This is a genomic window from Parabacteroides sp. PH5-46 (assembly GCF_029892785.1).
In the GTDB taxonomy this organism is placed as follows: Bacteria; Bacteroidota; Bacteroidia; order Bacteroidales; family Tannerellaceae; genus DFXE01.
Genome location: NZ_JARXXA010000004.1, coordinates 200,213 through 226,002, shown reverse-complemented (window position 1 = coordinate 226,002; position 25,790 = coordinate 200,213). Strand labels below are relative to the sequence as shown.

The following is a 25,790-nucleotide window of genomic DNA, read 5'->3' as shown; positions in this document are numbered from 1 at the left end:
AACATACGCGCCACCTTACTGGCCAGCCTCGTCATCATACTGGCCGGATGCCAAACGGAAGACAGCGGCACAGACAATGCCACCGCCCGGGTGCAGGCCGTCATCACCGCCAGTATCTCACCACAAACACGCGCACTCGGCCCCGACGGCTTCGACGGCATCGTTAAAAAAGAATTCGTAAAGGGCGACGCCATCAGCATCGCCTACCTAAACGGTACCACAGGCAAGGACATCCAAGCCACCCTCGGCATGAACGGCAGCTGGGAAACGCCCACCTACTTCTACATCAACGATCCCTATGCCGGCATCCCCCAGGGACACATCATTGCCACCTACGGCAAGGCAGACACCGAAGCAGCCGGAATCAGCACCTATGCCGACAGCCTCCGCGCCTTTGGGGTGGTAAGCCCACCTGCCGTTAGCGGTAATCCACACACCGTCAGCTTCACCTTCGGGCACATGCGGGCACTGCTGCGCGCTACCTTTGCCGACGGCAACGGCCAGTCCATCCCCGCCGCCTCCATCGCCTCTACACTCATATACATAAGCAACGATGGCGACCAGAGCCGCAAGACCATCAAGCCCGACAGCCTTTGCCTGGTTCCCGACGGATACACCATCGTAGGCGCACAAGTTACCCCCGCAGGCGGCAGCCCCATCATCACTTCGCAGCCCGCCACCGACAGCGGTAGCCCCATCGTCACCGAGGCAGGCAAAAGCTACACCCTCAGCTTCATACTGGGAACATCCGCCATCGTCCTCAGCGTACAAGAAGACAACATCCCCAGCTGGAACATCAGCACACACGACCACCTGTCCAACACCGACGCCATGCACTATATCTACGACGAGCAAGGTCTCGCCGACTTCCGCGATGCAGTAAACAACGGCAACAACACCCTCAACGCCCTGCAAATGGCCGACATCGAACTGCCTGCCAACACCGAATGGACACCCATAGGCCTGGATTATAATACCCCCTACAACGGCACCTATAACGGCAACGGCTATACCATCAAGAACCTCCGGATCACCGGAGACTATCAATACCTCGGGCTCTTCGGATACACCAAGAATGCCACCCTGGTAAACATACACCTGGCAGATGCAGCAATAAAACCTGCAACAAGCCCTTCCGAACCTTATATCGGAGTGCTGGCAGCCATCGCCTATAAAAGCACCATCGCCCTCTGCAGCAGCAGCGGAACCGTAGAAATAAACAAGAACGATAACATCACCGGAGGATTGGTAAGCGTATTGGAAAATAGCCATCTGAGCCGCAGCCGCAGCAGTTGCCAGGTATTAGCAAGCGGTGAGAGTTGCTATGCCGGAGGATTGGTAGGCTATAATGCAACGAGCCCCATAGCCGCCTGCATGGCCGAAGGAAATGTATCAGCAAGCGGCAGCAACAGCGCTGCCGGAGGATTAGCCGGATACAACGAAGGCAACATCACCCACTGCTACGCCACCGGCACAGCCACCCAAGCCACCTACATAGGCGGGCTGGTAGGCTCTAATAGAGGAGGTATCTACTACAGCTATACCACCCAGGCTACGATTAAAGGACTTGGCGACGGCACCCCCAGCACCTGCTGGTCCTCATCCATTGGCAGCAACCCCGGCAGCTTCGTACGTGCCAATGTCGACGATCAATATAAACAAGCAGTAAACACCTGGGTAAACGGAGAGATAAAGAAGGTAAACTTCGGCCCCGATAGCTGGACAGATGCCGATTACCCCGTCCTCAAGTATAACAACACAGGCACCATATTATAAAAACAACACAAGATATGAAAACATATAATAATATATCCACCCCCACCCTGTCCCCTACCCCCCAACCCCCTAAGGGGGGGGCTAATATATCCTCTTGTCTTAATCACTCTTATCTTTCTTACCCCCCCTTCAGGGGGCTGGGGGGTAGACGGCTAAGGAGTCTTCTCTCACTTCTCCTCCTCACCCTCTTTCTCGGCTCATGTGGGGAGGGCGATCCGATAGAGAACACACACTATGGCGAGAATGAACCCCGGCCGCTCAGCGGGCTCTCCATCACACGTGCCGGAGAAGACGTTGGACTGGGTACCCTTGCCGACGGTAGCATGCTTACATTATTTGTGAAAGATGCCCTCTACACCGGCGAAAACACCGAAAAAAGAGCCATGTACGATTACAGCAACAACCAGTGGGTAACCAACTCCGGCAGCGACCGGATCCGTTGCAGCGACGGACAATACCCCGCCTATGCCTTCGGAAGCGTGAACCTTACCTATAGCAACACGGCAAAAGACACCATATGCGTACACTGGGTAGGCTCGCTGCAAACCACCCTCAGCAGAGACAGCGCCATCGCCGCCCCCCTGGCCATGCAGATAGCCACCGCGCGCATCAAGGTAAGCCTTACCGGTATCTATGGCGAAGCCCCCGGCACCTTGCCCGACTTCCAGATAAACAGCAACGCGCAAAGAGCAATGGAGTGGAGCATTCCTCCCAACACCGACCCCTTTCAGGTACTGCACACGGCAATACCCGATATCTTCTCACTTACACCCCACACAGCCAGCTGGCTGCTGAGCGACAACAACGGCTACTCACTTGGCGACATCGCTCCGCAAACCATCGCGAAGGGCAGCCACTTCCTCACCCTTATTGCACAGGGCAACGATCCCCTCTACGGAGGCAATGAGTACATCGTTACCGCGCCCAACGACATCTTGCTGGAGGCCGGTAAAGAATACCACTACACGATCACCCTCGGTGGAGGCAAGCAGGCAAGCATCGTAACGCAAGAGATTACCGACTTCATCCCCGCCGACAATGCCACCGTGAAAACCTACCGGGGCATCAGCAGCGAGGCCGAACTCCGCCAGTTCTCTGCCGACTGGAATGCCGACCCCGTCACCGCCCTCAGCAAGTGGGAAGACGCCCCCGGCAGCGGCATCATCCGCCTGGTAAACAACATCACCATCACCGACACAAAGCTCTTCGACCCCATAGGCCTTACCCCCAATTACTTCACCGCCATTTTCGATGGCGGCGGCCATACCATCACCGGCCTCAAGGTAGAGAATAATGATGGTTACCCTATCGGCCTCTTTAGCGTGACCGATGGCGCCATCATACGCGGCGTTCACCTGCGAGAGGCAGAGATAAAAGGCAGACATAGCACAGGCGGCATCGTAGGCTGGAACGGCCAGAACTATAGCACTACCATCAGCGCCTGCTCCTTCGGGGGCACGGTAGAAACGAGTGCAGATAATGCCGGTGGCATTGCAGGAGAGAATGCTGCTAATAGTATCATCAGCGGATGCTACAGCCTGGCCACATCCATAACAGCAGCCTACCCTGCCTATGCCATAGCCGGAATAAATCTCGGCAGCATCAGCGGATGCCACTGGCTGACAGGAAGCCCCAATCAGCCTGCAGAGGCAACGAATAACATAGGCAGCGCCACCTCTTCCGGCTGCCTCTCCTTCGACGATGAAGCGAAGCTACAGACCGATGCCACCTACGTAAACTACATGAACAATGCCCTCTACCGGCTAACGGGCGACAAGGCTTCGCCCTACAGCTGGCTGCAAGTACCCGGCGGCAATCCCCCCTTGATGCAGGTAGCCCCTCAGCTAAAGCTCCGCAAGATCACCACCGAGGCACAGCTCCGCCAGTTCTCTGCCGACTGGAATACCAACTCCACCGCCGCCCTCGCCAAGTGGGAAGACGACTATGATAGCGGCATCATCCGCCTGGGCGCCGACATCCACATGTCGCCCGCCCTCTTCACCCCCATAGGAATCAATTTTAAGTTCTTCACCGCCACCTTCGAGGGCGATGGCTACACCATCACCGGCCTCAAGGTAAACAACAGCAATGATTACGGCGGATTCTTTGGCACAGTATTCTACGGAGTTGTCCGTAACCTCCACCTGCGCGGGGCAGAGATAAAAGGCACATATGCTGCAGGCGGCATAGTAGGACATAATAATGAGGGCACCATTATCGCCTGCTCCTTTGGCGGCACGGTAGAAAGTACCGCCGCCGAGGCCGCAGGGATAGCAGGATTAAATAATACCGTGACCATCGGCTTAGTCACCATCTTCGGCTGCTACAGCATAGCTACAAAGGTACAGAGTGCTACCGGCAAGGCATATGGCATAGTAGGAAATAACCATGCCAACATCGACGGCTGCCAATGGCTGACAGGCAACGGACTGCCTACAGATGTAGCTTATAGTGGCACCGCTACCAACTGCCACTCCTTTACCGGCGTAGATAACTTCTATAACAACCCCGCAGGAAATCTGGTCACCTTCATGAATAACGCAATAGAAGCCAGCGGCCTGAGCACTTACCGCTGGAAAGAAGTAACGGGAGATTACCCGCTGTTATACAAACCATGATAATTACTGCAGAAATATCAGTGATGCAAAATAACGACACCTCGTTTACCACGGTAAAAAGGGTGTTGCAAGCTTGCGGCAGCTCGTTTACCGTGGTAAACGACCAAAAACAGGGTCGCAACAGGCCCTTTATTACGGTAAACGGACAGTTTTTTACTAAAAACAGACCGTTTACCGCAGTAAATTACCCTCTGCAAGGCCAAAATGACCCGATTACCACGGTAAATGATAAGATGGTAAGCTGCGGCTGTCCGTCTACCACGGTAAACGGGGGGTATGGCTATCAAAATGATAAAAACTCTCGCATTTTCTTACATTTTAATATTAATATTATGAAAACTATTCAAACCTTTTCCGTAACACATCTGTTACTCGCCTCGCATTACGAATTTCATCGTACAACCGAAAGACTCATGGCACAGGCCGGCGAAGCCACCTTGCACATCGAAAACCTATTGACCCCATACAGGGCAGCTATCGAACAGGAATTTAAAATCATCAATCAAAACAAGAGGCTGACGAATACGCAGCTACTTAAGGAACTAGACAAAAAACGAGGCGAACTACTCTCTCGTCTTATCCGGCTGATAGAAGCAGCCAAGTACTCGTCCCTCGAAACAGAAAGAGAGGCATACACCGTGCTTATAGACATCATTGCGCCCTATCGCTACGTTTCGCGCAATGAATACACCAAAGAAACGGCCCAGCTGCGCGGACTGATACGCGATATGGGAACCGCCGCTGCCGTACGAAACCTCGACATCCTGAAGATAGCACCCGCCGTGCAACAACTGAGGGAGGCCAACAGCGAATTTGCCAGCGCCATGACAGATCGCGTAAACACCGAGGCCGTGCGTCCGCAAAACCAAATAGACATTTCTACCACAGACCAGCGCAAAATAATAGACGATATGTACCGCGAAATCATCGAACGGATCAATGCCTATTCCATAGCCGTTCCTTCCGAGGATATTGACGATTTTATAAAAGTGATGAACGCGCAGATAGACCAATACAAACGCGTAATAAGTCACCTGCGCCCCGGCGGAAGCGGCAACGAAGAAGTAAATCCGGAAGAAGACACCCCGGAAGAAGAACAAGAACAAGAACAAGAAAATATAGAAGAACATGAAGAGAACAACGACAACTAACTTCAACACACTCATCACCTTGGCAAGCATCGCACTGGCGATGCTCCTGCCCGGGTGCAGTAAAGAAGCAGACCCGCTGGCCCACATACAGCAAAAGGCCATCAGCCTCCTGATACCCGAGGCCCCGCCCCACTTCCAAGGCACCCGCGCCTCATGGAACAACGACAACCCCGGCCGGTGGGAAGACGGCGACAAGATCTACATCGATGTAGACTACTTTCGTCAAGATAACAGCCCGGTAGATAATCATAATTTGATGGCGCTCTACTCCGGCGGAAAGTGGGTGTTCAGCAACACAATCATCCCCCCCGACGAGGCTGCAAAAATAAATGTCACTGCCTGCTATGTACACGAGTACAGCGAGAATGACCCCTCGCTAAACCACTTGCTACTAAGCAGCTACTATAATGAGGCCTTACCCCAAGACACCATAAAGTTAGACAACTTCTTTCATCAATCTTCCTGCTTTACCCTTACCGGCTTGGGAGCCGGCGACCGGGTAAGCTTCAGGCCTTACGACCAAAACAATCACGCGTGGGGCATTCAGAATATAAATATACACGGAACAGGTGAGACAAAGACCATCCCCACCCTCACCGCCGATGCCAACGGCACCCTCACCTTCTACGCCGCTGGCTATGCAGAAGAACACAATCTGAATTTCCGCATCAACGGACAGCCCGGCGGCACCGACAAGTGGCACGCCTTCGATCCCGGCACACCCACCATACCCGGCAGCTATTACAAGGGCCAACACCTCCAAATAGACTGCTCCGGCCTATCAGGCGGCACCATGAACCTGGAGGAAAACGTAAAAGACCCCGAAACCACAGACGAGCGCAAACGCTTCCTTGCCTGGGCTGAACGGAGCAAGAATGTTACCCCCGCAGGAGCGCCCTTTAGCGAACCCTTCACCCTGGCCTGCGATATAGACCTGAGCGGTATTGACTGGACGCCGATAGAATACGATGGTATCTTTGACGGCGGTGGCCACACCATCACCGGCCTCAAGGTAAACAAAAGCTCTGGTTATGCGGGGTTCTTTGGTAAGACTAACTCAGCAATCATCAAGAACCTCACCCTTCAAGGTGCCGAGATAAAAACGATAGACGATTATGCAGGTGCTTTTGTAGGATATGCCGAAAATAGCCACCTGATAGCCTGCCAGGCTATAAACTGTACGGTAGAGGGAGCGAATTACGTAGGCGGCATTGCCGGAGTTCTATACAGTGGCATTGCGGTAGCCTGCTACACCAAAGGCGGTAGCCTGACAGCTACAGGTGCTAACGGCGGCCTCTTCGGTTCTTATGATCCTGCCAATAGTCAGATCTATGGCTGCCTAGATCATCTAGCCGGTAACTACATTATAGCTCAGGCCGAAGTGGATGAGATGAACGATAAGATCAGCGCATACAACACCAACGCCGCTGCTGATAAGAAGTGTGACTACCTATGGACCACCACGGGGCTGGTGAAGCAGCCGTGATGAGCTGCGAAATCCGTGCCCGTAATACAGATAATAATACAAATAAATAAGAAGTAAATGAAGACGAAACACATCGCAACACTCGCACTGGCAGCCCTCGCGCTGACGGCCTGTGAAAAGACCCCCGACAATCCACTGCCGGAGGGAAGGACCGCACTGGCGGTTACCGCCGGTATCAACACCAAGGCCACCAACGACAGCTGGCACAAAGGCGACGCCATCGGTATCTTTGCCCTTGCCGCAGGCACAGCCGACGTGGCCGAGGGAGTGGCAAACTTTAAGTACATCAACGCCTCTGCCGACGGAACCCAGGGCAACTTCAGTCCCGCCGACCAGAGCAACACCGCCTACTACCCCGACAACGGCGACAAGCTAGACGTATTGGCCTACTATCCCCACATGCAAACCTCAGACGGACAGCTGGGCATCAACGTGACCAACCAATCCAGCCTGCCAGCCATCGACCTGATGACAGCCGACAAGGTAACGGGCAAGAGCAAAGACGCTCCCGACGTAGCCCTGAGCTTCACCCACCGCCTGACGAAGGTAAACCTAAACCTCACCGCCGGCAACGGACTGGGCGAGATAGACCTCAGCGGCGCCAAGATCACCATCAAAGGCACACCCGGCAGCGCTGTGTATGATCTGCTAGGGCAGCTATTCGCCTCCTATGGCGAGGCCACCGACATCGTAGCCACAGGCCCCACAGCCATCCTGATACCCACAGCCGCCGGAAGTGACGTAGTCTTCATCATAGAAGTAGACGGAAAGACCTTCGTGATACCCCTGCCACAGGGCATCGCCCTGGTGAGCGGCGAGGAAGTTACCCTCACCATCACCCTCGAGGAAGAGAAAGGCGAGCCGATGGCTAGCATCAGCGCCATGATCAACCCGTGGACCGGAGGCCCCACAGCCGAACTGACCGCCATCCACATAGAAATACCGCCTACCGACATGAACATAGACGGCGCCATCACAAGTTTCAAGCTGTGGAAGGCAAACAACGCCCTCGACAAACGTACCTATACCTTGAACGGAGGCAACTGGACGGCATCGCCCCGCCCCTTCTACAGTACCGACCTGACCTCGGGCACGGACTTCCAGGCATCGGCAGTGCTGGGCGACGGCGACCCGGTGACAGGCATCTATGACCAGTTGGAGGCCAGCGGCACGGTTGCCTCGGACGACAAACTGAGCCTGACCTTCGCCCACATCAACGCCCAGATCGAATTCCTGCTTGCACTGGAAATCGGACACACGGCAGACCTCAGCAACGCCAGTATCAACCTGGACGGCTACGATGGCTTCAAGGCCAACGCTGCTTATATAATAGGCGTAGGAAGCTGGATGAACAAACCCCTGAGCGTTACGCTGAACAATGGCAACGTATACAACGGCATCGCCAGATTCACCACCGAGAAGGGTAAAAAGACAGTAGTTACCATCACGCTCGACCGCAGCACACTACGCCCCGCCGAGATCAACGTAACCGCCGTAGAGGACTGGGGAAGCACCACCCCCGTAGACGAAAATGCCTATGTAGATCTATTGAGCGGCAACCACGACATCCTGAGCACCCTTGCCCCGGGCACCTTCGTACTGACGAGCGGCGCCGAAACAGCTACCTATACGTATGACGGCAGCAACAACCTTATCAGCTTCGCCCCCATGAACTGGAGCAACCTGAGCAGCAGCTCTGCGCACGACTTCACGCTGAAGTACACCTCTGCCGTGGCTCGCCCCGCAGCAGACTCTATCCTATTCAGCGCCACAAATGTAGCCTGGGGACAGCCCATCAGCTTCGGCAGCGGCACGCGCCTGAGCGCAAAATTCATCCTCGAGCTACTCGCCGGAGACGGCTATACGAACGACGACCTGAAGAACCTGCCCATCACCCTGGAAGGCTTCAGCACCAATCCGCATCCGTTCACCTACACCGTAGGCGGCAGCGACAACTATGCCATCGTAGCTCCCAAAGATCCGCTGGACGCCTCGCACAAGATCTCTATCGACCTGGCAGGTGGACATACTCATACAATCGACCTGTCCGGCAAGTTCAGCAAGTTCGAAGCCGGCAAGGCCTACACCCTGAAAGCCACCATGAACAAGACCGGCACCACCACCATCAACATCACCGAAATCAAGGACTGGGACGACACCAACAACAGTGCCACCGGCGATTTCGAATACGAATAAACTCCCAAACTTATAGAACCTCAGACTTCGTAGAGACAAGGCAATGCCTTGTCTCTACTCGTTTATAGGGATTCGGTATAGGCGGTGGGGGACATGCCGAAGTAGGCGGTGAAGCTGCTGCTGAAATAGGAAGGGGAATTGTAGCCGACCTTGTAGGCCACCTCGGAGATGGTGAGTTTGCGGGTGGCGAGGAGCTGGGCGGCGCGCTTCATCTTGACGGCCTTGATGAACTCGATGGGCGTTTGTCCGGTGAGGGCCTTGAGCTTGCGGTGGAGATGCGTACGGCTGAGGCCGAGGTCCTTGCTCATGGTCTCGACGCTGAGGTCGGGATCTTCGATGCGCTCGTGTACGTAGTCGGTGACGTTGCGTATGAGGCGCTCGTCGTTGCTGGTGAGGTTTAGCTCGGCCACGTCCATGTCTACCGTGTGTTCGAAGCGCTCGCGCAGACGGCGGCGGGTTTCGAGCAGGTTGCTGAGGCGGGCGGAGAGGTAGTCGGTGTTGAACGGCTTGGTGATATAGCTGTCGGCACCTGTCTCGAGCCCGACGAGGCGATGTTGCAGGTCGGCCTGAGCCGTGAGGATCACAACGGGGATGTGTGACGTCTCGTCGGAGGTCTTCAGCAGTCGGCAGAACTCGATGCCGTTCATCTCGGGCATCATCACGTCGGTAAGTATGATGTCGGGCATTAGCTCGTGTGCCTTGGCAAGTCCTTCGCGTCCGTTGACGGCCTCTTCTATGCGGTAGTTATTCTCTAATTCCTGGCGGATGTAGTAGCGCATGTCGTAATCGTCTTCCACGAGCAGGAGTAGCGGGTGGGTGGGGTTGGCGGCCTTGGGAGGGGTTTGGAGTTTCATGCCCTGCAGGTCGTTGTGATAACGATATTTGGTGGTTTCCTCTGTGTCGTCAGCCTGGTCGGGGGCGGCGACTTCGGCAGCGATGTCTTCGGGGGCAAAATGCTCCATGCCCGGGAGGATGGTGAGGGTGAAGGTGGTGCCCTCATGCTCTTTGCTGTTGACGGAGAGGGTGCCGTGGTGCATCTCGACGATGCTCTTGGTGAGGTGCAGTCCGATGCCTGTTCCGGTGTTGTACTGCGCGGATTCGCTCTGGTAGAAGCGGTCGAAGATACGGCTGGAGTCTTCGGCGCTTATGCCGATGCCTGTATCGGCAACAGTAAGGCTGATGTGTTCCTTGTCTTGCTTTACCTCTACATGTATTTTACCTCCTTCGGGGGTGAACTTATAGGCGTTGAAGAGTAGATTGTTGAGGCATTTGTCGAGCATATCGGCATCGTACCAGATGTTGATGCGGTCGGGCTGCCACTTGTAGCTGAGGGAGATGTTTTTCTGCCGTGCCAGCTCTGTAAAGGTGCTGATAGACTCGGATACGAAGGATACCAGCTCGATGGGCTGTATGTGGAGGTGGATTTTGCCGTCTTCCAGCTTGTTGAGGTCGAGTATCTGGTTGATTAGGTGCTGTAGCCGGTCGGTGTTGCGCAGGATGAGGCAGGCTGTCTTGCGGCGCTCGTCGGGGTCGCTTTCCGTGATAAGGCGCTCGAGGGGGCCCGTGATGAGGGTGAGCGGCGTGCGGAATTCGTGGCTGATGTTTGTAAAGAATTTGTTTTGTATCTCGTTAAGTTCCTCCTGTTGGCGTAACTGGATGCGCTGTATGCGGAGTTCGTTCTTCTCGTGTATGCGGGCATAGACAGCCCGCAGGGTGAGGAAGGCGATAAGCAGGGCCATGAGGGCGTAGAAGGTGCGTGCCCACCAGGAGTTCCAGGGGGCGGGAAGTACCTCGATGACGAGGTCGGTGGTTTCTTCGCCCCAGATGTCGGGATTGCTACTAGCCTTGATGCGGAATGTGTAGCGTCCGGGGTTCAGGTTGGTGTATGTGACGTTGCGATCGCGGTAGTCTACGTACACCCAGTCTTTGTCGAAGCCTTCCAGCTTGTAGGCGTACACCACGGAGTAGGAATCGAAGACGCCCATGGAGACGTAATCGAGCGTGATGCTCTTCATGCTTTGTTTCAGGCGTATCTTGCGCGTTTCGCTGATGCTTTGGTTGAGGATTGTTTCGCCGTCTACTTTCTCGCGGATCTCTACGGTGTTGTTATTGATCTTCAGGCGTGTGAGGTACACTTTGGAGGTCATGTCGTAGTTGTAGATCTCTTCGGGGTAGAAGAAACTGAGTCCGTCGATGCCTCCGAAGAAGATTTGCCCCGAGGGACTCTTGTAATAGGATCCGGAGATGAATTCGTTGGCGGGTAATCCGCTGTTGTAGTAGTAACGCTTTACTTCGTTGCGCTCGGGCAGGTAGCGGATGATGCCGTGATTGGTGCTCATCCAAAGGTGGTCGTCGTGTGCTACGACGGCGTTGATGGTAGAGCTAAGTTCTTTGGTGGCGGGATAGCTGAGGCTGAAGCGGCGGGTGTTGTCGTCGTACTTGTTGAGGCCGTTGGCTGTGCCCACCCAGATAGTACCTGCGGCGTCTTCGGCAACGGAGAAGACGGAGATGTTGCTGAGCCCCTCGTCCCGTCCGAAGAGGGTGAACTCTTCTGTGTCGAGGTTCATGAAGGAGAGGCCGTAGTAGGTGGTGATCCAAAGTCTGTGGTGTGAATCAATGAAGAGGCGGAAGAGGTAATCGTTCGCCAGCTGTGGATATTCCTTGCGGGTGTAGACCTTGCTGTCGCCCGTGGCGGGATTGAAGCTCAGGAGCCCCCCGCCATAGGTGCCGACCCAGAGACGTCCGCCGGCGTCTTCCTGTATGTCTGTGACGTGATTGGAGGGTAAGCCTCCGGGAGTGACGAAGTAGCGGGTGAAGGTGCCCGTCTGCCTGTTGAGGAGACAGATGCCTCCTGTAAGGGTTCCGGCCCAGATGTTGTTACGACTGTCGCAGAAGACGGAGGTGACAGCATTGTCGGAGATGGAGGTGGGGTCGGACAGGCTGTTGGTATAGTGCGTGAAGCGCTGTGTGAGGGGGTCGTAGCAGTTGAGCCCTCCGCCGTCGGTGGCTATCCATACCTTGTTGTCGTGGTCGGTGGTGATGTCGGTTACCGCCCGGTTGTTCAATGAGTTGCTGTAGTTCTCTACCTTGCGTAGGGACTTGAATCCGCTCTCTTCATGACCCAGGCAGAAGAGCCCCTTGTAGTTGAGGCCGAACCACAGGTAGTTGTGGAAGCCCTCGTAGATGCAGCGAACCTTGGCGTCGCCGATGTGCTCGGAGTCTTCCCTGAATACGGGGTGCGGAAATAGCTTGCGCTGAGCCGGGTCGAAGATGAGGACGCCGCTATTCTCGGTGCCGAGGAGGATGTCTCCTTCGCTGCTCTCTGTTACGCAGAAGATGGAGCGGGTGTCTGTTTTGTCGAAGATATCTACGTAGGAGATGAAGCGGCTGCTCTTACTGTCGTATATGACGACGCCTCCGCGCAGGACGGAGATCAGAATGTTGCCGTTGCTGAGCAGGCACATGTCTGAGATGAAGTTGCCGGTGAGGGGGCTGTTCTGTGCGGAGTAGTTGGCGAAGGTTTTTGCCTGGGGATTATAGATGGAGAGGCCTTTGTCGTTGGAGGCCAACCAGATGTTTCCGTTGGTGTCTTCGAGGATGGACTCGATGTTGCGGCTGCATAGTCCGTCGGCCGGTGTGATGAGTCGGCTGGAGTCGGTATCGGGAGTGTAGCACACTACGCCCAGTCCGGAGGAGACGAACCAGAGGTTGCCCCGGCTGTCTTCCATGATTTCGGCGCAGGAATTGTACTTGAGTACGTGGTCGGGCTGTCCGAGTGAGACGTTGATAAAGCCGTCGATTGTGGAGTTGTAGTAGCTCAGGCCCTCGGTAGTTGCTATCCATACGCGCTCGCGTGAGTCGAGGAAGAGATCTGTTATGTAATTGCTCCGGATGGAGAGGGTGTCGTCGTAATTGTTCTTGTATACTACGAAGTTGAAGCCGTCGTAGCGGTTGAGTCCGTCTTCGGTGCCTATCCAGACGTATCCTTTGAGGTCTTGCGTGATGCAGGTGATCTTGGTGCTCGACAATCCGTCCTCGGCTGTGAAGAGGTACTTCACCTTGCTTTGAATGTCCACCTTGGCGGCATAAGAGAGAGATAGCTGTGCCACAAAACAGGCGTAAAATATAAGTAGGGTTTTTTTCATATCCATTCCACCTTTTATTTTCCAAATGTAAAACATTTCCGGCGAACTATGCGCCTATTTTGTTCAATAAAAACCGGTAAGCATATCAATAAAGTCAGATAAAAGAGAATGATTGAGCAAGATCGGGTATGCAAGTCCGTAAATAGCTCCGTAGAAATGGGCATTGTGGTTGATATTGTCGGACGAATGCCTGGCCATGTATTGACAATACACCAGATACAACAGCCCGAACAATATACCGGGAAGCGGAATGATGGCAAACAAGAAGATCCGCCCCCAGGGATCAAAGATGAAGGACGAAAACAAGACAGCCGACACCGCTCCGGAAGCGCCAATGGACTGGTAGTAGATATTGTCTCGGTACTTGAACAAGTCGTAGCAAGAGGCAAAGATCATCCCTCCGAAGTATAAGCCCAGAAAGGCCCATACGTTGAGCCCGTTCGCTCCGAGCTTGGGCTCCATGTAGACGCCAAAGGACCAGAGCGTAAACATGTTCACAAAAAGATGCGTCATATCGGCGTGTACAAAGCCGTGGGTAATCAGCCGGTACCACTCTCCCCTCTTGAAAGCTGCATAAGGGCAAAACGACAGCTTATTCAATAAATCCCTTCGCTCAAAACAGATAAAAGACACGATAGCCGTGGTCCCAATAATCAAGTATGTTATCATTCTCCTCTTTTTATCGGCCAAAAATAATAAAGATTTTATAAACGGGGGAATTATTTCATATTTGATTATTCTGTTTATATTTGCATCGAGTGTTATACCTTGAAAGACTAAATAGCAAATTATTATAATATATCTAATCACCACTAAGAACATTATGAGAGTAATCATCACTATCCTCCGCATGGCCATTGGATGGCATTTTTTGTATGAAGGCTTAACGAAGTTGTTTGCTGAGAACTGGTCTGCCGAAAGTTTTCTGAGTAATACGTTTGGGTTTACTTCCGGTATTTATCATTGGATGGCGGCCTCACCGGTGAGGATGCAGGTGATTGACTTGTTGAATATCTATGGGTTGATATTTATTGGCTTGGCTTTGTTTATCGGGGTTTTTATCCGTTGGGCTTCGTTGGGGGGGATTGCTTTGTTGGTTCTTTACTATTTTGCTTATCCTCCGTTTGGTATTTCTTTGCTGGGGGCGCATGACGGGAGTGTTTTTATTGTGAATAAGATATTTGTAGAGGCTGTGATGCTTATATTCATCTTCTTCTACAAAGAGAAAGGCTACGGAATTGATGAACTAATCAGGTATTATAAGGAATCGAAGAACAAAAAAGTGGCTGCCGAAGCAGACAAGCAAGCTGTCAATAACAGGCGGGAGGCGATTAAGAATCTGGTCTCACTGCCGGTCTTGGGAGCCCTTGGAGGTGGAGCTTGGTGGAACAATCAGAAATATGAGGTTGACGCCTCTACCGGAGCGACTATTCAGGTCAACCGGGTAGAACTCAGCAAGCTGAAAGGCGAGCTACCAAAAGGAAAGTTGGGCGACTTTGAGCTTAGCCGTTTGATTATGGGAGGCAACCTGATTGGTGGTTGGGCGCATGCCAGGGATCTGATCTATGCCGAAAGCCTCTTCAAAGCATACAATAACGAAAAGAAGATCATCGAAACACTGATGCTTTGCGAACAGGCGGGTGTTAATTGTATCAATATCGGCTATCCTACCATGTCGATGATGGTTAAATACAGACAGTTAACCGGTAGCAAGATGAAGGTTATCGTACAGGTTGGCATTGATGAAAAGAACAAAGATATCTACGACAACGTAACGCAAGCCATTGACAATGGCATGGACATCATACAGTTGCAGGGGAACTGGTGCGACTGGTTGGTAAGAGACAAAAAACTAGACTTGATAGCCGGCATGATGAACCGGATAAGAGGCGAAGGATACATCGCCGGCCTGGCTGCACATACGGTTGATTCCTTCATTGCCTGCGAGGAACAAGGCATCATCCCCGACTATTATATGAAAACCATGCATCACGACAACTACTGGTCAGCTCATCCTCGTGAAAACCGCCAACCTTTTGAAGTAGACGGCAAGCGACACCTGGATCACAATATGTTTCATGATAACTGCTTCTGTCTATTCCCTGACCGGACGGTTGAGTTTGTAAATCGCACCAAGGTTCCGGTGATGGGCTTCAAGGTATTGGCAGCCGGAGCCATTTCGCCGCAGGATGGTTTCAACTGGGCATTTGAAAATGGCGCCGACTTTATTTGTGTAGGCATGTTCGACTTTCAGGTAGTAGACGATGTAAACATCTGCATCGACACCCTACAGAACCTGAAAAACCGCAAGCGCGAATGGTATGCTTAGTCTATTAACTTAGCCCCTCTACCTGTCCGTTTACAATGTCGATATGCTTTGCCTGAGGCTCTTTAGGCAGGCCGGGCATACGCATGATCTCGCCCATAACAGCAACGATCATCTCTGCGCCGTTATTGATAATGACATCGCGTACTTTCAACTCAAAATTCTTTGCTACTCCATACGCTTTAGGATCAGAGGAGAATGAATATTGCGTTTTGGCTATACAAACAGGATAATGAGAGATTCCCAAGGCCTCTATTTGCTTTAGCTTCTTCTCGGAAAGGCTGGTATATACGATTGAAGAAGCGCCATAGATGCTTTCGGCTACTTTGCGGATCTTCTCCCGGATGGAATCCTCGTCTTCATACGTATATTTCAAAGGAGCCGTTGAAGGTGTATTTTCAATGGTATCTACTACCAGCTGAGCTAGTTCCATGCCGCCTTCGCCGCCTTCTGCAAAAACGCTGTTTACGGCAAATCCTACGCCTCTTGCTTTGCAATGCTCTGCTACGAGATTGATCTCTTCATCCGTATCTGTATCAAAGCGGTTGAAGGTTACTATCACCTGCTGTCCGAATCCCTTCATGTTATCAATATGCTTGTCTAAGTTAGCCAAACCGCTGATGAGTCCTTCTTTAGCCGGTTCTTTTATACGGCTTTCCGGTACTCCGCCATGCAGCTTCAGGCTTTGTGAGGTAGCCACGATTACCGTAAGCTTGGGCGTTAAACCGGCTTTCCGGCATTTGATGTTAAAGAACTTCTCTGCTCCCAGGTCGGCACCAAAGCCTGCTTCCGTTATAACATAGTCGGCATAGGTCAATGCCATTTTTGTGGCAACAACCGAATTACATCCGTGAGCAATATTAGCAAAAGGCCCTCCATGTACAAATGCGGCGGTATTCTCTGTAGTCTGCACCAGATTGGGCAGCAAAGCATCCTTCAGCAAGACAGTGATTGCACCTGCTACTCCCAGATCATTCACAGTAAAGGGGCGATCATCGTTTGTGTATCCCAGCAGGATATCTCCTACACGTCGTTTCAGGTCGTCAATATCCGAAGCCAGGCATAAAATAGCCATGATTTCCGATGCCGGCGTGATATCAAAGCTTGTTTCCGTAGGGATTCCATTTGCCGGGCCTCCCAGACCAGAAACGATATTCCGTAAGCTACGATCGTTTACGTCGAGTACGCGTTTCCATTTGATCTCTTTCAAACCGTCACAGGAATGGCGTGTCTGATAGATATAATTATCCAACAAAGCGGTAATCATATTATGCGCCGAGGTAACAGCATGGAAATCACCTGTAAAATGCAGGTTGATATTCTCCATTGGTAGTACCTGGGAGTATCCTCCTCCGGCAGCTCCTCCCTTCATTCCGAAGCAAGGACCAAGTGACGGTTCCCGCAAAGCTACGATCGCTTTTTTGCCTATCTTATTCAGGCCCAGTGTCAATCCTATAGAAACGGTTGTTTTACCAATCCCTGCTTTGGTGGGCGTTATGGCAGTTACCAATATCAGGTTATGTTTCTTGATTGCTTCCTCATCAATTAGTTTCAATGGGATTTTCGCCATGTATTTCCCATAGTTTTGCACGTCGTTTCTCTGAATACCTATTCCTTCGGCGATGTCTTTGATTTTCTTGAGATTAACCTCTCTAGCTATTTCAATATCACTCTTCATAAGACTTTTTTTTGTGTTTTCGGCGTAAACATACATATTAAATACGATACGCTCCAGTTTTTAACAGTAAAAAGGTCTTTCTCTTTCTGTTAAGAGTTTCAGAGTTTCAGCTTTTCATTCTTTGTGAAACTGAAAGTTTCACTCGAGTGATCTTCAAGGATCACTGCGGTAATACTTAAAGATCATTGAGGTGATCTTTGAGGATCTGTCGGGTGAAACTTTGAGTTTCACCCAATAAAAAAAAGTGAAACTCACAACATTCTGTTTATCAGATATGTTTATTTATTAGCTTACCAAGCACAGGCATTTCAAGGTGAGAAAAGTTAAAAATAATTGATAAATCGTGCAATTATGTTTGTATTTTACTGGATAGCTTTATCTTTGCAAATCAAGATTGTAAGTAAACCAATGAATATAATGTTAGGGAATGTTAGGTTTTGCGGCCTTGTTTGTTTGTTGTTTTTTATAAATGCCAGCGTCCACGCCGAAAGCCAACGAAAAATATCTTCGTACGAAAAATACATCAAAGAGTATAGCCATATCGCTGTACAACAACAACAAACGCATAAGATTCCTGCCAGTATCACCTTGGCACAGGGATTGTTGGAGTCTGGTGCCGGGCAGAGTGTGCTTGCCAAAAAATCAAATAACCATTTCGGCATTAAATGTCACGATTGGACAGGGGCGAAAGTGTATCACAATGACGACAAAAAGAATGAATGCTTCCGCAAATATAAGAATGTAGCTGAGTCATACGAAGACCACTCCCAGTTTCTGACCAGCCGCTCGCGCTACTCAGACCTTTTCAAGCTGAACCAAAAAGACTATAAAGGATGGGCCAAAGGGCTTCAAAAGTCAGGCTACGCAACAGACAAGGCATACGCCAACAAACTGATCAAACTGATAGAAGACTACGAACTATACAACTATGACTCGGGCAAGACCAACGTAAAAACAAGTCCGGAAAAGAAACCCTCATCCACTGTTACCGCCCGTACGGTTTACAAGGCCCATGGGCTTAATTATGTATATGCAGAAAGCAATGACGCTCTCAGCCAAATAGCCGAAGCAACAGGTATTCAGGCAAAAGATCTGAGAAAATTCAATGAAATACCCGAAGCCTTCCCACTACAAAAAGGAGACATCGTTTACCTGGTAAAGAAAAAGAAAAAAGCCGACAAACCATACTACGACCACATCGTGCAAATCGGTGAATCCATGCACAGTATCTCCCAGAAGTACGGCATACAGATAAAAAGCCTGTACAAAATGAACAAGAAAAAAGAAGACTACATCCCGACAGAAGGAGATCTTCTGAAACTCCGATAACAAATTAATAAAGGAGCCAAATAATATTATAAAAAGTTCATCTCCCTTATTTTGTAGTTAAAATATTATAAGTATATTTGCGTGTTTCTTAAAAATATTAACACATATTATACGGCTAAATATTATGAAAAAGAATTTCCTCATATTTATACTTTTCTTGATCTCTTTCTTATCGGCAAGTGCAAACAACTACGAAGTTGGCGATGGCAAAATGTATTCCACTTTAGATGATTTGCGCGCTGCAAATATTACATGGGCAGATGGCGATATCATCAGTATTTACAACGACGATCATTCGCTCCTGGAAACCATAAACTTTGGAGACAAAGATGTTACCATTAGCGGGCAAGGAAGCATTAGTCTGCTAGGTTTGTTTAATGTAAATACGGGAGGAGTGCTAACTTTTTCTGTTAATAACAATGAAACAATAACCATTGCCGGCTCTATCTCCGGCGATGGCAGCGTTACGCAAAACAGCGGTACCATCCACTTGGCCGCTAAAGCATCAATCGGTGGCACCTTCACACAAACCGCAGGCACACTGACCTCTGAAAACAATGCAAGCTTAGAAAACGCCAACTTCAAAGGCACCGTAACACCGACCGGAACACTCAAGGTAGCCACGGCCTCCTTCAATGGAGCAACGCTGGATTTGTCCGGCACATTAGGCACGAATAAAATTGTCGCCACCGGTAATGTGACTTTCGAGGCCGGAGCGAATAAAACAACAATCAATCTTGGCGATTTGAGCAACGTCCAGAACAACCTCACTTATGCTCTAATGCAAGGCCAACAGATTTCCAGACTCGACCAAATCGATATCAACGTGACTCTCGGTGACATTCGCGGTGGACTTTATTTAGCCGATGGAGACCAAACCCTCATATTCGGTCTCATCACCGGCAACACGACACTCACTTGGATCGGCATCGGCGCCACTTTGTGGAATACAACCGAGACGAACACCAACTGGGACACCGGCAACTTCAGGACATATTTCAAAAACGGCGACAACGTCGTCTTCAACAACATAGCTGTGAGCAAGGATGTGGAAGTTGCTGCCGAAGGCGTTGCGCCCGCAAACATGACCATTTCCAGTACCGGCTACGAATTCACCGGCGGAGCAATCAGCAGTTCGGGCATATTGAGCGTCAACGAAAATACAACATTCAAAAACCAATTCAATTCCACCGGCGGCGTAACGATTGCAGACGGCAAAACACTGACCCTCAACAACACAGCCGACCAAATGCTTTCGTCTGTTCTTTCCGGCAACGGCGCCATTACGAAAAATGGCACGGGCACGCTTACCCTGTCTGGAAATTCCGAGAACTTCGGCGGCACCTTCATACAAAACGCAGGCACCATCCACTTGGCCACTAAGGCATCACTCGGCGGTACCTTCACACAAAACGTAGGCGCATTGACCTCCGAAAGCGGTGCAGCCTTAAATACCGCCAACTTCAAAGGCACCGTAACGCCGATCGGCACGCTCAACGTAGACACGGCCTCCTTCAACGGCGCAACACTGGATTTGTCCGGTGATTTGAGAACGAATAAAATCTCCGCCACCGGCAAAGTGACTTTCGCCGCCGGAGCGAACGAAACAACAATCAAGCTCGGCGATTTAAGCAGCGCCTCGAGCGACACCTATTATATCCTAATGCAAGGCTCGCAGATTTCCGGACTCGACCAAATCAATATCGACGTGACACTCGGTGGCATTCGCGGCGGACTTTATTTAGCCGATGAGGACAAAACCCTCATATTCGGTCTCATCACCGGCAACACGACACTCACTTGGACCGGCATCGGCGCCACTTTGTGGAATACAACCGAGACGAACACCAACTGGTACACCGACAACTTCAGGACATATTTCAAAAACGGCGACAACGTCGTCTTCAACAACATAGCTGTGAGCAAGGATGTGGAGGTTGCTGCCGAAGGCGTTGAGCCCGCAAACATGACCATCTCCAGTACCGGCTACGAATTCACCGGCGGAGCAATCAGCAGTTCGGACATATTGAGCGTCAACGAAAATACAACATTCAATAACCCGTTCCATTCCACCGGCGGCGTAACGATTGCAAACGGCAAAACGCTGATCGCTTCCGATTTAGACCTTGCGGGCAGCCTTGATATAAAAACCGGTGGCACATGCAGCATCAGCGGAAACGCTACGCTTGCCGACGGTAGCACAATCGCAATCGACCTGACGGGGACAAGCGCAGCAAACCCCGCTTTGACAGTAGGAGGAACATTTGATATAGGTACATTGGGAACGGAAAAATTCAATCTGAATATTATCTTTAGCGGCACACTGCCAACAGGCACCTACACGCTAATTAATGGCGGCACGTTCGATTTTACAGGTAGAGCAACCGCTAATTTACCCGCAGGAGCTTACTTTAAAACGGATATCTTGGGGAAACTTATGTTGGTTGTCCCCCCCAGCTCCGATGCTACTTTGTTAAGCCTAACACTAAGCGAAAGTGGATTAAGTCCGGAGTTCAACGCAACAATTACAGAATATAGCCTAAGCGTAGGCAATGACGTACAGATCATTACCATTCTCGCAACAGCAAACAGCGAAAAAGCCGAGGTAGGCGGTGATACGGGCACCTGGACATTGGACATAGGCGAAAACGTATTTAAAGTTATCGTAACGGCCGAAAATGGGGCAATAGAAACCTATACAATAACCATTATCCGTGCAGATAATACAGTAGGCATTGTAGATGTTGGAGCTGCAGAGGATGTCAGCGTATACCCCAACCCAACCAAAGGCATCGTATATATAAAAACTAAAAACGGTGTGATACCCGAAGTAAGCGTATTTTCAAGCACTGGTAATCAGCTAATGTTTAAGCAAAAATGCACACAAATAGACCTTACCTCCTTTACAAAAGGTTTATACATCCTGCTAATAGACGAAAAACCAGTGAAAGTGATCAGGAAATAACTTTGCGGATAGAAAGTAGCTTCTTTAGTCCGCCAACAGGCTGTTTGCCTATCCGGTAAAGGCAGGCGTCTATCAATATGCTTAATTCCTTATTCAGGTAGGGGCTTCGCCTGATCATGTGATCTTGCAGGGTGTCGGTTACCCGTTTCAGTGGAGCGTATTCTATCTCTACAAAGCGGCCAAGTACCTCGCCAAGCTTCGCATTGTCTATACACCGGGCTTCCGATAGCTCTGCCCATACGTCGCCAAGGTATACGCGAAGCGTCTTATCCTTTTGAAGGAAACAAAGACAGAGGTACATATAGTCCATCTCCCCGGCCTGAGGCATTACCTGGCGATATAGTTCCAGTACGACTATCATGTGTTTGCCTATTGTGTCGGATGCATACTGAATCGTCTCTTTGGCGAGTTTCATCAAATAAGTTTGCCAGTTGTTGGGTGATGAAAGCATGATTTGTTTGATATTACCAAAGAAACTGGCAGCCCAGGGATATCCCAGATAGCTGTAATCAATAAACAGATCGAGGTCTTTCATGGTGTCGGGCTTCAGAAACTCTTTATCAAAGCGGAGCGAAGAAGTCCGCCGAACAACCGGTATGTCTTCTCCGGTCTGGGGATCTTTGTCGATATGCGAGACCATTTCGTATATATACGGTTCGCATACGAAACGGTTTCGCAGATAGGGAATCAATATCGGATCAAGTCCTTCAAGCATTTGCTGTGGGATATCCCGATCGGGACGAATAATAGCGGCAGCCAGCCACCATTCTTTGTGCAGACGTTCGGCAGGCAAGGAGGCTTTTTCATCAAAAAGCCATACCAGCAGCGAACGATATTCGCCGAAAAGTTCTTTTTCGATAACGGGAAGGCATTCTTTACCTTCCTCCAATGGACAGAGCTGGATGGCCTGCTGCAAATCCATCGTATCAGGCTCGGTAGAGGTTTCTATGTAGGCTTTCAGACGTGTTATCAATACCGCTGGGTCGAGCCACGGACGATGCGTGGGAGTAGACAGGATAGGCAAGCTGTCGGCAGTAGTGAGCTTCCGCAGATGGTATAGGGTGAGCCTTCTGAATCCTTCATGTGCCAGATAGGTGTTGCCGGTGGCCTCCGGTTCGTCCCACCAGCGGTCTATGTATATCCATTGGGTGCTGTAAGTGTCTCGCAGCTTCTTCAGCTCTTTCCCTCCTTCAGGAAGGGTTTCGAAAAGGTGCTGACAGTACTTCAGTAAAAGAAAAGCTGTAAGTTTCTGGTGGTAACTACGTTCCGGATTAAAACTGGTAATCAGCTTATAAGCACTTTGGATGGCGGGACCCATCTTTACAACTACCTCTTCATTCATCTCGCTGCGCAAGCGGTGCAAACTGTCGGGTACAAGATAAAAATTAGCCGGATCAAAGCGCGCGAATGCCTCGCTTAGCGCAAAGATCATCTCCTCTATGCTTTCGGCAGGACGGATGCGCCCTTCTTCTGTCAGGCGACGAAGGGGGACAAATGCTTTTTCTTCTTCCTCTACCGTTGGCTGATCTGATTCCTCCGGAAGAGAACCGCCTAAACGGGTCACTAATTTAGCGGCACGGGTTCTTACAGACTCTTCTTTGCTGAGGAAAGCAGGTGCTACAGCCGTACAAATCGCTTCATGTATGTGCTTGTCGTTGGCAGCCAGCTTCTCAAGCACGGCAATGGCAGCTGTGGCAATGGCTTTGGTATCGGAGGCAGTAAGGAATTGCGCCTGGCTGAGAAAGTTGTCTTTCCGGAAATCCGTATCTGCAGCGATACCTTTAAATAGGCTCAACACCATGCCGCTTGCCTTGGTAAGCGGTAGTGAAAGAGCCGTGAAAAGATCATCCTGCAAGAGCAGTAGTTCCTTGTTCGTTGGTTCCATCCCCTCGAAAAGGTCGACAAACCAATTCAGCTGATCTTTTTTATAGGGCCGGGCTAAAGAATTCAGGCATTCGCTCAGGATAGACATCCTGTCCAAGCTCCCGTTTAGTGTTTGTGTTTTCAGGATATACGTCCAGGGACCGGTTTTGCCTACTTTTATCTTGCCCAGTTTATCGGAATAGGAGACTTCGTTCGGATACCGAAACAAGTAGTAAATCTGCTGTTCGAGTATTTCCGGATATTCCGACAAACGATCGGCTATGTATTTCTCCGGATCATCGATTTCTTCTTTCGGCTGGCGTGGGAATATCTCATCCATCCGCATGGCTATATAGGCTTCTATATCTACTAGATACCCTTTGCGAAGCCAGCGCATCGTATTCTCGTACGAAACAGCAGACTCCCCATATAGGTTTTTATTCAGGCACTGATTTATAAGGAAAGCGCCAAACAATCCGGGGAAATGCTCCGGGATTTCTTCCGCCAATAGCGCTTCCATCTCCTCCAGCTTTGGAAGGTCTCGCCACATCATGCGTAAAAAGTCATTATCTTCTTTATGAAAACAAAAAAAGTGGACAAACATCTGCACATCCATATAGGGCGTGTAGCTATTCAGCCTATATACTTTATTCTTTTTGTGTGATTTGATTACTTCACTTCTCAATATTTCCCGCTCTTCAGCCGACAAGGATTTGAGGAAAGGTACGATTGCCGGCAAGTCTCTTTTCTCAGCAATCTCATTATATTTTTCTACTATCTTCATACAGTAGGGTGTTTTTTAGGTATTCAATAGTTTCTTTACTGCTAAAACATGTTTGCAGAGTCCTCGCTCTCCCTGGTACTTGCTATACCAGGCACAGGTGCAACGGGCTTGTTCTCTGTTGATAATTACGGTATGGCTTACGCCCGATCCCTCTACACGAGCTTCCGTCCGGTCTGCTGTTTGGCTTATAATCATCACTTTGCCTTCTGCCAATAATTTCACGGCTCCTTTCAGGCGGGGATTCAGTCCCAGTATCCGTTCCAGCTTATAGGGAAGCTGCCTGTAAAAGAAACGATTATCGTCGAGGTCGAAGCCCAGGAGCCCCATGGCGGCCAAGCGCCCGGTAAGATTGTCTGCCAGCTCTACCTCCAGTTGCTCCCGCATCGCAAACAAGGTAGGGTTAAATTCCTGATTCGCATAGCTGTATTTATCCATAGCCTCCAGCAAACCATCGGGTATATCCTCTATCAGCGATTCTAAAGCGGCTCCTTCGCCCGAGAATCCCCGCCAGGTATCACGAGAGAGGGTATAGCTGAAGCGGATAGCACCAAAGTAAAGCTGCCAGGTAGTAGATTGCATGGTAGGATGCGGAAATACTTTCAGTTTGTCTATGTATGGCAGCAGTGGCTCTACTAATCGTAAGCGATGCAAACCGCCCACACAAATAGCTTCTGCTGATTTTACCGGAGAGAACATCGGACGTCCGCCACGTGTAATCAGGTAATAATCGCTTTTTACCTGTGCGCGTGGTATCCCCTGAAAGAGTTTCAGGGCTTCAATTTTGTTGAAGGTATGTACTTCTTCTGCTTCCGACAGATACAGTTGTACCGAGGTAAGCCCTTTTATCCATTGGGCGGGAAGGGGAACCTTCCGTTCAACAATCTTTCTTCCTTCTTTATGCAATGCAAGCTCTTTAGAACCTACCGAAAGCAAGAGATTGTCGGATTCCCTTACACTCGAAAGGGCAGCGATCATAGGCGGATTAAAATCCACATTCGTTGTTCCGCTTTCAAGAAATTCTCCATCCAAGCCATCAGGCAATACATCTACCCGCGCGTATGCACCGGCACAATGCGAGAATCCTTCAAAGCGAAGCTTTTCGTTACCGGCCGTCACAATGGGATCACGCAAACGCCTGAGTTCTATTACCGACAGGTGAAACGTTGTCTGCACCACATTGGATAAAGTAACCAGACATCGCGCCAGCATATATGGGTTCTTCAGGTTTCCCCAGAAAAAACAAGGGGCTTCCGTTGGCTTTTGTATCTCGCTGTATTTGGAGAGAAACAAATTGCTTTCTTTTTCTTTTCGCGTCAGCTCAGACGCCTCACGGTACAAATAAGTAATCGTATCTGACATCTTGTTATTTGTTTCTGCAATAATACAGAAAAAAACAATGATAATCAATTCATACTTTCCACAGAAAATATGCATACTTGCGTTTGTCCTTCAGTGCTAAACATCTTATCTTTG

Annotated in this window: 14 protein-coding genes; 8 read left to right on the top strand and 6 right to left on the bottom strand. The window is 50.4% G+C overall.

Going from position 1 to position 25,790, the window contains the following annotated elements; translation table 11 throughout:
- The first annotated feature begins 90 nt into the window (after positions 1-90).
- Genes M2470_RS05860 through M2470_RS05840 form a run of 5 tightly spaced genes read left to right on the top strand, consistent with a single transcriptional unit; the run spans position 91 to position 9,227 of the window.
- Entirely contained in the window at positions 91-1,776 is a 1,686-nt protein-coding gene (locus M2470_RS05860) for a GLUG motif-containing protein (RefSeq protein WP_280744106.1), read from the top strand.
- A 14-nt stretch (positions 1,777-1,790) separates the two neighbouring features.
- Positions 1,791-4,394: a fimbrillin family protein gene (locus M2470_RS05855; protein ID WP_280744105.1), complete on the top strand. Its 2,604-nt coding sequence runs from the start codon at positions 1,791-1,793 to the stop codon at positions 4,392-4,394.
- Entirely contained in the window at positions 4,391-5,545 is a 1,155-nt protein-coding gene (locus M2470_RS05850) for a DUF6261 family protein (RefSeq protein WP_280744104.1), read from the top strand. Before M2470_RS05855 ends, M2470_RS05850 begins: the two co-directional genes overlap by 4 nt.
- Positions 5,523-7,031, top strand: a complete 1,509-nt coding sequence (locus M2470_RS05845) for a hypothetical protein (protein ID WP_280744103.1) — start codon at positions 5,523-5,525, stop codon at positions 7,029-7,031. Before M2470_RS05850 ends, M2470_RS05845 begins: the two co-directional genes overlap by 23 nt.
- A 57-nt stretch (positions 7,032-7,088) precedes the next feature.
- Positions 7,089-9,227 carry a fimbrillin family protein gene (locus M2470_RS05840; protein ID WP_280744102.1) on the top strand — a complete coding sequence of 713 codons (2,139 nt, stop codon included), beginning with the start codon at positions 7,089-7,091 and terminating at the stop codon, positions 9,225-9,227.
- Positions 9,228-9,289: 62 nt separating this feature from the next.
- Here the strand turns inward: M2470_RS05840 and M2470_RS05835 are convergent, their stop codons facing one another.
- Positions 9,290-13,378 (bottom strand): hybrid sensor histidine kinase/response regulator transcription factor, encoded by a 4,089-nt coding sequence (locus M2470_RS05835; RefSeq protein ID WP_280744101.1) that lies wholly within the window; start codon positions 13,376-13,378, stop codon positions 9,290-9,292.
- A gap of 57 nt (positions 13,379-13,435) precedes the next feature.
- Positions 13,436-14,041, bottom strand: a complete 606-nt coding sequence (locus M2470_RS05830) for a rhomboid family intramembrane serine protease (RefSeq protein ID WP_280744100.1) — start codon at positions 14,039-14,041, stop codon at positions 13,436-13,438.
- A gap of 154 nt (positions 14,042-14,195) precedes the next feature.
- Here M2470_RS05830 and M2470_RS05825 point away from each other — a divergent pair, with 154 nt between their 5' ends.
- Positions 14,196-15,701, top strand: a complete 1,506-nt coding sequence (locus M2470_RS05825; protein WP_280744099.1) for a DoxX family protein — start codon at positions 14,196-14,198, stop codon at positions 15,699-15,701.
- Positions 15,702-15,705: 4 nt separating this feature from the next.
- Here the strand turns inward: M2470_RS05825 and M2470_RS05820 are convergent, their stop codons facing one another.
- Positions 15,706-17,376 carry a formate--tetrahydrofolate ligase gene (locus M2470_RS05820; protein ID WP_280744098.1) on the bottom strand — a complete coding sequence of 557 codons (1,671 nt, stop codon included), beginning with the start codon at positions 17,374-17,376 and terminating at the stop codon, positions 15,706-15,708.
- Positions 17,377-17,793: 417 nt separating this feature from the next.
- Between M2470_RS05820 and M2470_RS05815 the strand changes: the two genes are divergently transcribed.
- A complete protein-coding gene (locus M2470_RS05815) occupies positions 17,794-18,705 on the top strand; it encodes a glucosaminidase domain-containing protein (RefSeq protein WP_280744196.1) in 912 nt (303 codons plus the stop codon).
- A 291-nt stretch (positions 18,706-18,996) separates the two neighbouring features.
- On the opposite strand, the gene M2470_RS05810 is transcribed toward M2470_RS05815, so the two are convergent.
- Positions 18,997-19,470, bottom strand: coding sequence for a hypothetical protein (locus tag M2470_RS05810; RefSeq protein ID WP_280764305.1), 474 nt, complete (start codon positions 19,468-19,470; stop codon positions 18,997-18,999).
- 271 nt (positions 19,471-19,741) lie between these two features.
- Between M2470_RS05810 and M2470_RS05805 the strand changes: the two genes are divergently transcribed.
- Positions 19,742-21,670 carry a cadherin-like beta sandwich domain-containing protein gene (locus tag M2470_RS05805; protein ID WP_280746463.1) on the top strand — a complete coding sequence of 643 codons (1,929 nt, stop codon included), beginning with the start codon at positions 19,742-19,744 and terminating at the stop codon, positions 21,668-21,670.
- On the opposite strand, the gene M2470_RS05800 is transcribed toward M2470_RS05805, so the two are convergent.
- Together M2470_RS05800 and M2470_RS05795 are read right to left on the bottom strand one after the other, a co-directional pair.
- Entirely contained in the window at positions 21,660-24,317 is a 2,658-nt protein-coding gene (locus tag M2470_RS05800; protein WP_280744096.1) for a DUF6493 family protein, read from the bottom strand. The two genes, M2470_RS05805 and M2470_RS05800, sit on opposite strands and share 11 nt — an antisense overlap.
- A 15-nt stretch (positions 24,318-24,332) precedes the next feature.
- Positions 24,333-25,676, bottom strand: a complete 1,344-nt coding sequence (locus M2470_RS05795) for an SWIM zinc finger family protein (protein ID WP_280744095.1) — start codon at positions 25,674-25,676, stop codon at positions 24,333-24,335.
- Between the last annotated feature and the right edge of the window lie 114 nt (positions 25,677-25,790).

Coding starts and splice junctions, on each gene's coding strand:
- M2470_RS05820 (WP_280744098.1), bottom strand. CDS start 17,376: ATGAAGAGTGATATTGAAATAGCTAGAGAGGTTAATCTCAAGAAAATC.
- M2470_RS05825 (WP_280744099.1), top strand. CDS start 14,196: ATGAGAGTAATCATCACTATCCTCCGCATGGCCATTGGATGGCATTTT.
- M2470_RS05840 (WP_280744102.1), top strand. CDS start 7,089: ATGAAGACGAAACACATCGCAACACTCGCACTGGCAGCCCTCGCGCTG.
- M2470_RS05835 (WP_280744101.1), bottom strand. CDS start 13,378: ATGGATATGAAAAAAACCCTACTTATATTTTACGCCTGTTTTGTGGCA.
- M2470_RS05830 (WP_280744100.1), bottom strand. CDS start 14,041: ATGATAACATACTTGATTATTGGGACCACGGCTATCGTGTCTTTTATC.
- M2470_RS05855 (WP_280744105.1), top strand. CDS start 1,791: ATGAAAACATATAATAATATATCCACCCCCACCCTGTCCCCTACCCCC.
- M2470_RS05800 (WP_280744096.1), bottom strand. CDS start 24,317: ATGAAGATAGTAGAAAAATATAATGAGATTGCTGAGAAAAGAGACTTG.
- M2470_RS05815 (WP_280744196.1), top strand. CDS start 17,794: ATGTTAGGGAATGTTAGGTTTTGCGGCCTTGTTTGTTTGTTGTTTTTT.
- M2470_RS05850 (WP_280744104.1), top strand. CDS start 4,391: ATGATAATTACTGCAGAAATATCAGTGATGCAAAATAACGACACCTCG.
- M2470_RS05845 (WP_280744103.1), top strand. CDS start 5,523: ATGAAGAGAACAACGACAACTAACTTCAACACACTCATCACCTTGGCA.
- M2470_RS05795 (WP_280744095.1), bottom strand. CDS start 25,676: ATGTCAGATACGATTACTTATTTGTACCGTGAGGCGTCTGAGCTGACG.